Source organism: Thalassobacter sp. 16PALIMAR09 (assembly GCF_000765485.1).
In the GTDB taxonomy this organism is placed as follows: domain Bacteria; phylum Pseudomonadota; class Alphaproteobacteria; order Rhodobacterales; family Rhodobacteraceae; genus Thalassobacter; species Thalassobacter stenotrophicus.
Genome location: NZ_JHAK01000003.1, coordinates 363,342 through 375,324 on the forward strand (window position 1 = coordinate 363,342; position 11,983 = coordinate 375,324).

Here is an 11,983-nt window from a genome sequence, read left to right on the forward strand (position 1 = left end):
GGAACCGGGTGGCCTAGGCGCGCAGGCGCGCACCTGCAGCGTCAAAAGGTGGCTCGGCCAGTACGATGCCGCGGTGGGGTTTGCCCAAGATCATCACATCGATCTCCGCGCCCGGCTCAACACCCTTGAGGAACCCAAGCGCCAGAGATTTTTCGACCGTATAGCCATAGGTGCCGGATGTGACGCGGCCCACGGGCGTCCCGTCGGGGAGGAAAATAGGCTCCCCACCAGTGGCGTCCGCGTCCGTGACGTCAAGCACTTCGATGATCGAAAGCATCTCACGCGCGGGATTGTCCTTGAGCGCGACGTAGGCGTCCTTGTTGAGGAAATCCTTGTCCAACTTGCACAGACGTTCGAACCCGACTTCCTGTGGCCAATACTCGGGGGAGTATTCGCGGCTCCAGGAGCCATAGCCCTTTTCGATACGCAGCGACATGAGGGCACGGCTGCCGACGGGGCCTGCGCCCAGCTCACGCCCGGCATCCAAGAGCGCGGTGTAAAGGGCCACTTGATCTTCGGTCCGGCAGTGCAATTCCCAGCCCAGATCACCGGTAAAGCTGACCCGCAGGGCGACCAGATCGATCCCGGCCAATGTGATCCGCGCGGACCGCATGAAGGGGAACGCCTCGGTTGATAGGTCCGCGTTGGTGAGCCGCGCAAGCAAGTCACGGCTTTTGGGGCCTGCCACGTTAAAGCCGCACATGGCTTGGGTTTGGCTTTCGAACGCGACCGTTTCGGGACGCTCAACCGCGTTAAAGAACCGCTGGTGATACCGCTCCGCCGCGCCGGACCCGATGATGAGGAAGTCTTCCTCACCCAGTTTGGTCACGGTGAAATCACCTGCGATGCCGCCGTTCACCCCGATCAGAGGTGTCAGGCAGGACCGGCCCACGGCGCGGGGCATCTTGTTGGCGAAAATCGCGTCCAACCAGTCCGAGGCCCCTGCACCCCGCACCGAATATTTGGCGAAGTTTGAGATGTCGATGATGCCGGCGTGGTCGCGCAGCATGCGGCATTCGTCGCCCACGGGTCCCCACCAGTTTTGGCGGGTGAAACCGTTCGTGTCCTTGGTGCCCGGCGTGTCCGCAAACCATGCGGGATGTTCCCAGCCGTAGTTCAGGCCAAAGACGCCGCCGAGGTCCTTTTGCATTTCATAGACGGGGCGGGTGCGCACGGGGCGGCCTGCCTCCCGCTCTTCGTTGGGGAAGTGGATCGAGAAGCGGTGCGCGTATTGATCGCCCACACGGGCCTTGGTGAAGGCCGCATCGGCCCAGTCCCCAAAACGCGCCACGTCCCACGCGAACATGTCATAGCTGCTTTCGCCGCGGGTGATCCACTCGGCCGCCATCAGGCCCATGCCACCTGACTGTGAGAACCCGGGGATAATCCCGTTACAGCAGAAGTAGTTGCGCAGTTCGGGCACGGGGCCAAACAGCACGTTACTATCGGGGGACCAGATCATCGGGCCATTGATGATCCGCTTGATCCCGGCCTCACCCACCACGGGGACGCGGTCGATCGCGCGCATGATGTTGTCTTCGATCCGGTCGAGGTCACCATCAAACAGGTCGTGGCCAAAGTCTTGGGGTGTGCCATCCTCGGCCCAGAATTTCAGGTCGCGCTCATAAGCGCCGACCAAAAGGCCCTGACCCTCTTGGCGGAGGTAGTATTCGCCGTCACGGTCCGCAACCGATGGCAGACGTTTGTCCATGCCCGCGATTTGCGGGATCGTTTCGGTCACGAAATACTGGTGCTCAGTCGGCTGCAGGGGCAGATCAAGGCCGGCCAGTTTGCCAACCTCACGGCCCCAAAGACCGGCTGCGTTCACAACCCATTCGGTGCGAATATCGCCCTTTGGTGTGCGCACAATCCAAGTGCCGTCTGGCTGCTGTTCGGTGCCTGTCACGGGCGTAAAACGCAGGATTTCGGCCCCCATTTGCCGCGCGCCGGTGGCGTAGGCGTTGGTCACGCCCGAGGGGTCCACATTCCCGCCGGAGGGTTCGAACATGATGCAACGAATGCCGTCATAGTTGACCAGCGGGTGCAGGCGCTCGGCCTCATCACGGGTGACTTCGTGGAATTGCAGGCCGTAGTATTTCGCTTTGGCCGCTTGCAGGCGCAGCTGGTGTTCGCGCGCTTCGGTCTGGGCCAGATACAGTGATCCGGGCTGGAACACGCCGCATGATTGGCCGGTCTCGGCCTCTAGCGCGTTGTACAGGTCCATCGTGTAGTTCTGGATGCGCGTGATGTTGGTGTTGTCGTGCAAGCCGTGGATGTTGGCTGCCGCGTGCCACGTTGAGCCAGAGGTCAGCTCATCGCGCTCCAATAGCACGCTGTCGGTCCAGCCCAGTTTGGCAAGGTGATAGAGGATAGAGCAGCCGATAACGCCGCCCCCGATGACAACTGCTTGGGCATGGGTGCGCATAGAATTCTCCCTTTGGGCCCTTAATTACGGGGGCCTGTTGGGGCTCACACGCGCGTTTGCGACATATCCTTGCCTATTCTTAACATGAAGCGCTTTAGGCTACTCCCCGCGGGGGAACCGCTTGGACTCCTCTACGTCGTTCAGGTCCATGTGGTTGCGCATATACCGCTCGGATGCGCGGCGCAGGGGCTGGTAGTCCCACGGATAATAGCCGCCCTCGCGCAGGGCTTCATAGACGACCCAACGGCGGGCTTGGCTGGCGCGGACTTCGGCATCAAAACGCGCAAGGTCCCAGCGTGCCTCGGACTTATGCCGCAGTGAGGTCAGCGTGCCTTGGTGAGCAGGGGCATCTGCAAGGTTGGTCAACTCATGCGGGTCGTCATCAAGGTTGAACAATTGCTCTGGGTCCAACGTGCAGCGGGTGTATTTCCATTGGCCATAGCGTAGGGCGACCATCGGGGCATAGCTGGCCTCTGCCGCGTATTCCATCGCGATGGGGGCGGTGCGGATCTCGCCTCGGGCGAAGGGCAAAAGCGATGTGCCTTCGGTCCAAGGCGCGACCTCATCCATCGAAACCCCCGCCAAGTCACACAAGGTTGGGCAGAGGTCGATGGTCGACATCGGCTCGGTCACGGTGCGGGGCGCGATGTCGGGTGCGCACAGCATCAATGGCACGCGGGCGGACCCTTCAAAGAAGGACATTTTGAACCACAGACCCCGCTCACCCAGCATGTCGCCGTGGTCTGAGACAAATAGGATCACGGCCTCTTGTCGGGTGCCTTCGAGGGCCTCTAGTACCTCTCCGATTTTGTCGTCGAGGTAGGAGATGTTGGCGAAATACGCACGGCGGGAACGTTTGATGTTGTCCTCCGACAGATCAAAGCTGCGCCAGTCGTTCGCGTCAAAGATACGTTGGGAATGGGGGTCTTGGTTGTCATAGCCCAAATCGCGCACCTCGGGCAGGAGGTGCTCACAATCCTCATAGAGGTCCCAGTATTTCTTGCGGGCGACATAAGGATCGTGGGGGTGCGTAAAGCTGACCGTCAGGCACCAAGGCCGTGCGTCTGCCCCACGGGCATATTCATAGACCTTTTGTGTCGCTTGAAACGCAACGTCGTCGTCATATTCCAGCTGGTTTGAGATTTCTGCCACCCCTGCGCCGGTGACAGATCCCATGTTGTGGTACCACCAGTCGATCCGTTCCCCGGGTTTGCGGTAGTCGGGGGTCCAGCCGAAATCGGCGGGATAGATATCGGTGGTGAGGCGTTCTTCAAAGCCGTGCAACTGGTCGGGGCCGACAAAATGCATCTTGCCCGAGAGGCAGGTTTGGTATCCCGCACGGCGCAAATGGTGCGCATAGGTTGGGATTTCTGCGCTGAATTCGGCGGCGTTGTCATAGACCCGCGTCAGGGATGGCAGTTGCCCGGACATAAAGCTGGCCCGCGCGGGCGCACACAGCGGTGAGGCGGTGTAGGCGTTGGCAAACCGGACCGAGCGTTCGGCCAACCGCTTGAGGTTGGGGGCGTGTAGCCATTCGGCAGGGCCATCGGGAAACAGCGTTCCGTTGAGTTGGTCCACCATGAAGATCAGAATATTTGGCTGTGTCATGTCTGCCTCCCTTTGGGATCATCGCTAGGGGGCGGAAGGTGCGGCGTCAATTGGTGTTGAACGTCGGGCCTAGGGGTCTACCTGACGGGACATGGAATTACTGCACGCGACCGATGTCTCCAAAAGTTTCGAAACGGGTGAAGGCCCCTTGCAAGTTTTGCGGGGGGTGTCGCTGTCGTTGGCGGCAGGCACGAGCCTTGCCCTGACCGGGGAAAGCGGTTCGGGCAAATCGACGTTGCTGTATTTGATCGGTGGATTGGACGTGCCCGATGCGGGGCATATCCGCATTGCGGGCACGGATATCGCAGGTCTGGATGATCCGGGGCGCGCGGCGCTGCGACGGGGCACGGTTGGGGTCGTATTTCAACAGTTCAACCTGATCCCATCGTTGGATGTGGCAGCCAATCTGGCATTTCATGCGCGCCTTTCCGGGCACCATGATGCAGCATGGACCGCCCACCTCGCGGAGCGTTTGGGCCTAAGCGCGCTTTTGTCCCGCTTCCCCGAGCAGCTATCCGGCGGGCAACAGCAACGGGTCGCTATTGGGCGAACCTTGGCCGCAAAGCCCAAACTGGTGCTGGCGGATGAACCGACCGGCAACTTGGACGAGGCAACAGGCGATGCGGTGATGGACCTGTTGTTAGAGCTTGTCTCGGAGACAGGGGCGGGTCTGTTGATGGTCACGCATTCGATGCGGCTGGCGGCGCGGCTGGACCGTCAGGTCGGACTGCGTGCAGGTGTGATCGCGTGATCCGGGCGGGCGCGCAGGCGCTGTGGTCGCATTGGGCGCGACATCGGTTGCAGCTGCTTGTGGTGATCATCGGCTTGGCGCTGGCCACCGGGTTGTGGACCGGGGTGCAGGCCATCAACGCCGAGGCGCGGGTCAGCTATGACCGGGCTGCGAGCGCGCTGGGCCAGACCAATCTGCAACAGATCGCCCGCGCGGATGGGCCGTTGCGGTTGGCGGATTTTGTGGCGCTGCGTCGGGCGGGATGGCTTGTGTCGCCCATAGCGCAGGGTGGTTTGCGCGGCACTGGTCTAGAGGTGCTGGGCTTTGATCCTTTCACCGCCCCGCAAGGGGCCGCGGTGCCGGACCTTAGCGGCGCAGGTGATTTGAGCGCGTTTTTGGTGCCGCCCGGTGTTGTGTTCGTCCATCCCGAAACGGTGGGTCGACTGCCCGATGGGCTGCCGCCCGCCCGCGTTCTGGACACGATTGCGCCGGGGCGGCTGGTGACTGACCTGAGCATCGCAATGCAGCTTTTGCGGAGCGATACGCTTTCGTCGATCATTGTGCTCGAAAACCAACCGCAGGGCCGCACGCCGCTGTCCGATCTGGACGCCGGCTATACGCTGAGCGCACCGAGTGAGGGTTCCGACATCGCGCGCCTTACGGATAGTTTTCATCTGAACCTGACGGCGTTTGGGTTGCTCTCGTTTGCAGTGGGGCTGTTCATCGTGCACGCGGCCATTGGCCTTGCGTTTGAACAGCGGCGGGTGCTGTTTCGGACCTTGCGTGCCTTGGGGTTGCCGCAGCGCGCACTTGTGGGGCTGCTGGCCGCTGAGGCGTTTGTCCTCGCGACTATAGGCGGCAGCCTTGGGATTGTCCTGGGCTACGTTGTGGCAGCGGCACTGTTGCCCGGCGTCGCGGCGACCCTGTCGGGGCTTTATGGCGCGTCGGTGTCCGGTAGCCTAAGCCTGAGCCCGATCTGGTGGCTGACGGGATTTGTCATGGCATACATCGGGGCTGCGGGGGCTGCGGGCAGCAGCCTGTGGCAGCTCTCACGCCTGCCCATTTTGGCACCGGCAATGCCGCGCGCGTGGGCGCGGGCCAATGCCAGCACGGCAAGGTTACAGGCGTTCGGGGGCCTTGGGCTACTTTCTGCGGCGTTGATACTGGGCGTTGCGGGGGATGGTTTGGTCGCGGGGTTTGCGTGTCTTGCGGCGCTTTTGTTGGGGGCGGCCCTTTTGGTGCCGACGGCTTTGGCCCTGATTATCGGGGGCCTGTCACGCTTTGGCGCAGGGGTCGTGACCCGCTGGGTCTGGGCGGATACGCGGCAGCAAATTCCAGCACTTTCGCTTGCGTTGATGGCGCTCTTGCTTGCGCTTTCGGCGAACGTGGGGGTGTCGACCATGGTCGGGTCCTTTCGGGGCACGTTCATTGGCTGGCTCGACCAACGGCTGGCCTCTGATCTTTATGTCACCACACGCACCCCCGCCGAGGCCGCCGCGTTTCAGGATTTTGTTGCGGATGATGTCCGCGCTATTTTGCCGATCATCTCCGCCGATATCACCCTCGGCGGCACACCCGGTGAAGTGTTCGGCATCAAAGACCACGCGACCTATCGCGATCATTGGCCTTTGCTGGAAGGTGCCCCGGATGTCTGGGACCGGGTCGCTGCGGGCACGGGTGTGTTGGTGAACGAACAGCTTGCGCGCCGCGATGACCTTTGGACCGGGGCGACCCTGACGCTGGCCCCCGATTGGCGCATGCAGATCGTGGGCGTCTATTCCGACTACGGCAATCCTGCGGGGCAAGCGATCATCGGCTATGATACGTTCTCGGCCCGCTTTCCGGACATATCACCAGTGCGCTTTGCGATCAGCGCAGAGGCCCCTGCCGCCTTGCGCGATCGCATCGTCATGGATTTTGGCCTGCCGCCCGACAACACGATCAACCAAGAGGAGGTCAAGGCGTTCTCCCTTGAGGTGTTTGAGCAGACTTTCCTCGTGACCCGCGCGCTTAATGTGTTGACGCTTGGGGTTGCGGGGTTTGCCCTGTGGGCGTCTTTGACGACGGTTGCCACGATGCGGTTGCCGCAGCTTGCGCCGGTTTGGGCGCTGGGGCTGACCCGCCGCCACCTTGCGACGCTGGAAATGGGGCGCGCGCTTGTGCTTGCGCTGTTGACGGCGGTGCTGGCGGTGCCGGTTGGCTTGGGGCTTGCGTGGGTGTTGCTGGCGATTGTGAATGTTGAGGCGTTTGGTTGGCGCCTTCCGATGCAGGTGTTCCCGTGGGATTGGGCGCAGTTGTTGCTGTGGGCGCTGGTGGGGGCGGCCCTTGCTGCCGCCTTGCCGATGCGCAGCATTGCAAAACTGCCTCCGTCCGAATTGTTGAAGGTGTTTGCCCATGCCCGTTAGAGCCATATGCGCGGCCCTTTGGCTGATCTGTATGCCCATGATTGCGTCTGCGCAGGGGTTTGCCGGCCTTGGCCAAGAGGCAGAGGGGTATGCGCTGCCAACGCCCGCGCCCAGTTTCACATTTCCCCAAGACCACGGCCCACACCCTGATTTTCGCATTGAGTGGTGGTACCTGACGGCCGTGCTAGAGGGCGAAGATGGTGAAACCTATGGCGTGCAATGGACGCTGTTCCGCTCCGCTTTGCGGCCCGAAGGGGACGTGCAGGTCTGGATGGGCCACGCCGGGATCACTACGCCCAAGGCGCATTTCACGGGCGAGCGTTTGGCGCGTGGCGGGATCGGGCAGGCGGGTGTCACGCCCGCGCCCTTTGCCGCTTGGATAGACGATTGGACCATGCAAAGCCGCGCTGTGACCGGCGACGCGCTGGATGCCTTGCACCTGACGGCAACGCTGGAGGGCGCGACCTATGCCCTCGACCTCACTGCGACGGGGCCGCTGGTGTTTCATGGCGACAACGGATTTTCGGTGAAATCCAACAGCGGGCAGGCGAGCTACTATTATTCGCAGCCCTTTTATGAGGTCAGCGGTGTGTTGAACCTGCCGGATGGCGAGGTGGCGGTCACAGGGCAGGGCTGGCTCGACCGGGAGTGGTCGTCGCAGCCGCTTGATGCGGGGCAACTCGGTTGGGATTGGTTTTCGCTGCACTTTGAGGGCGGCGAACGGTTGATGGGCTTTGGCCTTCGGGATGAGGCGGGCATATCGTTCACCTACGCCAGCTGGATCACGCCAGATGGTGCGGTGATGCCGTCAAACGATCTGCGCCTGACGCCTATTCGCACTGCGAAAGTTGCGGGCCGCAATGTGCCTGTGGATTGGCGAGTTGAGCTGCCATCCCAAGGGCTGGATATCACGACACGTGCGATTAACGATGACAGTTGGCAGGCGACGCTGTTTCCCTATTGGGAGGGGCCAGTGACCGCCGTCGGGACGCATCAGGGCCGCGGATATCTAGAAATGACAGGCTATTAGCCCGCGTCAAACATCGGAAAGCTGACGCCTAGCGCCCAGCCAAGGCACAGGCCGAGGCCCGCCCCCACAGCCAGGACCGCGCCGCTGCGGCGGCCAACCCAGCCGCCCATCACGCCAAAGCTCGCGTAGAACAATCCGATGAGCGGCAGGATAAGTAGCAAAAAAAATAGACGCTCAAAATCGAGGGCCGTAGCAATCGCGAGTGAGCCAAGAAAGCTGATCCGTGCGGCGGTTTTGCGCGTAAACGATGCGCTTCCGGCTTGGGTGAGCGTGGCCTCAGCCAGTAGCGCGAGGATTGTGCCGAAGCTGATTGCCGCGATGATCGCGATGCGCGGGCCCGTTGGGAAAAAGCTTGCGACATAGCGGTCAAGAAAGCCGCCAAAAAGGACCAGCCCCCAGAACAGCAAAAGGGCAAAGGGCAGCATGCGCGCGCCTGTTAGCCGAACACCGCCTATGCGCAGTATGGCGAGTGTCAAAATACCGTAAACGGCTGCATGTACGGCAAGGTAATCGGCAACCAACACGGGTAGAAAACGCAACTCGAACGGCGCGAGGATAAGCGGCGTTACGAGCGCCGGGACCAGCGTTGCGAGCCGGAATGTGCGGGCGGGAACGGCGGGCGGGGCTGCGCCTTGGGGCACGGCGCGGGCCAATGGCCAGCCCAATGCGACGATGCCCGCAAGGGTGAGCAAAATCCACGCGCCGGTCGCTGCGACTGGTGGGGTGATGTCGCGGTCAAATGCAGCGTTGATCCACGCGAGGGCTTCGCGCTTTGCGGTTTGTGAATAGAGGACACCGACATGCTCCACCCCCGGTGCCACGACGGCGCGCCGAATGGTTGAGCCTTGGGCCACAGTCTGGCCCTCATCGCCTGGGCCGACGAGCGATATGGCGTTCAGGGCTGCGTCGCGCAGATGCCCCTCGGCTTGGCCGGATATCATCAAAAGGCGGGCCGGTTCGGTGCTGGAAACAGCCTCTGAAAACATGGAAATTCCCACAACTGTTGGGATTTTATCCGCAACTGCGACGCGGGTGATGACGTCTGTGGCCATGGAATGTCCAAGCAGCGCGATGCGTCCATCCACCCCCGGTAGCGTGCGTGCAAAGTCGATCACGCGGCGGGTTTCATCCATTAACAATCGGGTCGTGCCGTCGATTTGGGTCACGTCGCCGGACATCGGGATTGGGTTGCGGCCATGCCCCTCAAAATCGAAGCTGACGGCGTAATATCCCGCGCGCGCGAGCGTTAATGCGTAGCCTTCCATCAACTGGCGCGACCCTGCAAAACCGTGTGCAATCACGACAGCGGGGCCAGGACCCGCGCCGTATATTGTGACCGGCGTTGTGTCCACTTGCGCGGTTTCACGAGGGATTCCCGCGCGCTCTTGCTCAAGCTGAAAGACCCCAATTGTGAGGGCAAAAAGAGCAACCAACGTGGTTAACAGGCGCATATTTGTGGCTTTCGGTGGCACGATTAATCGAGTGTTCATCTAGTGTTGCTACGCCTTTGGCAAAGCGAAACCTCTGTGAGTGCTATGTCCAACGATTTCGAACGCCCCATCATCATTAAGCGCAAGAAAGTCATCAGTGGTGGGGGGCACCATGGGGGCGCGTGGAAGGTTGCCTATGCGGATTTCGTGACCGCAATGATGGCGTTTTTTATGCTGATGTGGCTGCTTAATGCCACCACAGAGAACCAGCGCAAGGGCCTTGCGGACTATTTCAGCCCGGAAATCCCGATTGCGCGAATATCTGGGGGCGGGGATGGCGCGATGGGGGGCTCTAGCGCGTTTTCGCAAGAAACCTTGGCGCGTGATGGCGTGGGCGGGATTGGCAAGGATCAGGGCGTCGTGCAGCAGGCATTTGGGACGGCAGGCACGATGCAGGCCCTCGCGGAGGCTGAAGAAGCGGCCGCAAAGGAAGAAGGGGAGTTGGCTGCGGCTGAAAGTACCCTGTTGGGGTTGGGGGGCGATAGTCTGGTTGAGGAATTGGCCCTGACGCACGTACAAACGCGGCTTACGGATGAGGGGCTGGTGGTTGAGATTTTTGATCTGCCCGACAACCGTTTGTTCGAGCCGGGCAGTGATACGCCAAGCCCGCAACTGGTTGCGCTTGCGCAGATGATAAATCGCGTGGCGACGATGGTGTCCAACAGTGCGGCCATCGAAGGCTACACACGCGCGCGCCCCATTGTTGAGGCACGTGATATCTCATGGGATCTGTCGAGCAGCCGTGCAAACAGGATGCGGATGCTCCTGATCGAGGCAGGGTTCGAAGGTCGGCGGATTCAGCGTGTCACGGGACATGCTGATCGTAGCCCCAAGACTGAACGGCCGATGGATTATCGCAACAACCGGCTAGAGGTCGTGTTTCTACGCACGAACCCGCGTGCGGGATCGGGGCGACGCTGATCAGTAGGCGTGATCGGCGAAGATACGGGTCAAATCCCCGTTCCAGCGACCGTTGTAATCATCCACTAGTTCATCAGCGGGGACTTTGCCGGTCTCAATGGATTCCTTGAGGGCATTGAGGAAATGGGTCTCATCCGGGACAAGCCCGCCAACACCGGGACGGGCGCGGGCTTTGAGGCCAGCCTCTGAGATGGCGACGGCTTCGCGCGCGATATCGATCATCCGCAGGCCGTTTACCTCGGCTTGAAGACCATGGATTGAGGCGGCGACGCGCAACTCTTCGCGTGTTTCGGCATCCCAATCCTTGACCAAATCCCATGCGGCATCCAACGCGCCTTGGTCATATGTCAGCCCAACCCAAAATGCGGGCAGGGCACAGAGCCGACGCCACGGGCCACCATCGGCCCCCCGCATTTCGATGAATTTCTTCAACCGCGCTTCGGGGAAACAGGTTGTCAGGTGGTCCGCCCAATCGCTCATCAGGGGTTTTTCTCCGGGCAGAGCAGGCAGCTCACCCTTGAGAAAATCGCGGAACGACATGCCGAGCGCGTCAATATATTCGCCATCGCGGTATACAAAATACATCGGCACATCGAGCGCGTATTGTACCCAGGCCTCAAACCCGAAACCGTCGTCAAACACGAACGGGATCATGCCGGTACGGGCATCGTCCAGATGCCGCCAAATGCGGGAACGCCACGATTTATGGCCGTTCAGCGTGCCCTCAAAGAACGGTGAGTTCGCGAACAAGGCGACGGCCGCAGGCTGAAGCGCAATCGCCACACGCATCTTTTTCACCATGTCAGCCTCAGACTCGAAATCGAGGTTCACTTGCACGGTGCAGGTCCGCCGCATCATGGATGTCCCGGCGGTGCCGACGCGCTCCATGTAGGCGTTCATCAATTTGTAACGCCCTTTGGGCATCAAAGGCATTTCTTCGTGCGACCAAATTGGGGCGGCGCCCAAGCCAATAAAGCCAACGCCGATCTCATCGGCGATGTCCTTGACCTCGGCCAAATGGGTGTTCACCTCATCGCATGTCTGGTGGATCGTCTCGAGGGGGGCACCAGAAAGTTCCAGTGCGCCGCCGGGTTCGAGGCTGACGTTCGCGCCGTCTTTTTCGAGGCCGATAATATGGGGGCCTTCAAAAACCGGGGCCCAGCCGTAGCGGTGTTGCAGTCCTTCGAGCACCGCCTTGATGGAACGATCACCGTCGTAGGGCAGCGGCTTGAGGCTGTCTTTGCAATAGCCGAATTTCTCATGCTCGGTGCCGATCCGCCAGTCTTCTTTGGGTTTGCACCCGTCCGCAAGATATTGTGCGAGCTGGTCGTGGTGAGTGATCGGCGCGCCGCCGGACTGGGGAATGGACATATG

At 61.3% G+C, this 11,983-nt stretch carries 8 protein-coding genes; 4 read left to right on the top strand and 4 right to left on the bottom strand.

What is annotated here, in order from left to right; genetic code table 11:
- Positions 1–13: 13 nt before the first annotated feature.
- Positions 14–2,425: an FAD-dependent oxidoreductase gene (locus PM04_RS09155; RefSeq protein ID WP_038005852.1), complete on the bottom strand. Its 2,412-nt coding sequence runs from the start codon at positions 2,423–2,425 to the stop codon at positions 14–16.
- Positions 2,426–2,524: 99 nt separating this feature from the next.
- Entirely contained in the window at positions 2,525–4,033 is a 1,509-nt protein-coding gene (gene betC / locus PM04_RS09160) for a choline-sulfatase (protein ID WP_038005853.1), read from the bottom strand.
- 91 nt (positions 4,034–4,124) lie between these two features.
- Between betC and PM04_RS09165 the strand changes: the two genes are divergently transcribed.
- The 3 genes from PM04_RS09165 to PM04_RS09175 are packed head-to-tail and all read left to right on the top strand — an operon-like array spanning position 4,125 to position 8,198.
- Positions 4,125–4,784, top strand: coding sequence for an ABC transporter ATP-binding protein (locus tag PM04_RS09165; protein ID WP_038005854.1), 660 nt, complete (start codon positions 4,125–4,127; stop codon positions 4,782–4,784).
- Positions 4,784–7,168 carry an FtsX-like permease family protein gene (locus PM04_RS09170; RefSeq protein WP_369793306.1) on the top strand — a complete coding sequence of 795 codons (2,385 nt, stop codon included), beginning with the start codon at positions 4,784–4,786 and terminating at the stop codon, positions 7,166–7,168. Before PM04_RS09165 ends, PM04_RS09170 begins: the two co-directional genes overlap by 1 nt.
- Positions 7,158–8,198, top strand: coding sequence for a lipocalin-like domain-containing protein (locus PM04_RS09175; protein WP_038005857.1), 1,041 nt, complete (start codon positions 7,158–7,160; stop codon positions 8,196–8,198). Before PM04_RS09170 ends, PM04_RS09175 begins: the two co-directional genes overlap by 11 nt.
- On the opposite strand, the gene PM04_RS09180 is transcribed toward PM04_RS09175, so the two are convergent.
- The gene (locus tag PM04_RS09180; protein ID WP_038005859.1) at positions 8,195–9,649 is read right to left on the bottom strand and encodes an alpha/beta fold hydrolase; all 1,455 of its coding nucleotides are present in this window, start codon (positions 9,647–9,649) and stop codon (positions 8,195–8,197) included. The two genes, PM04_RS09175 and PM04_RS09180, sit on opposite strands and share 4 nt — an antisense overlap.
- Positions 9,650–9,733: 84 nt before the next feature.
- Between PM04_RS09180 and PM04_RS09185 the strand changes: the two genes are divergently transcribed.
- Positions 9,734–10,609, top strand: coding sequence for a flagellar motor protein MotB (locus PM04_RS09185; protein WP_038005860.1), 876 nt, complete (start codon positions 9,734–9,736; stop codon positions 10,607–10,609).
- Here the strand turns inward: PM04_RS09185 and PM04_RS09190 are convergent, their stop codons facing one another.
- Positions 10,610–11,980 carry a glutamate--cysteine ligase gene (locus PM04_RS09190; protein WP_038005861.1) on the bottom strand — a complete coding sequence of 457 codons (1,371 nt, stop codon included), beginning with the start codon at positions 11,978–11,980 and terminating at the stop codon, positions 10,610–10,612. It lies immediately after the preceding gene.
- Positions 11,981–11,983: the final 3 nt, after the last annotated feature.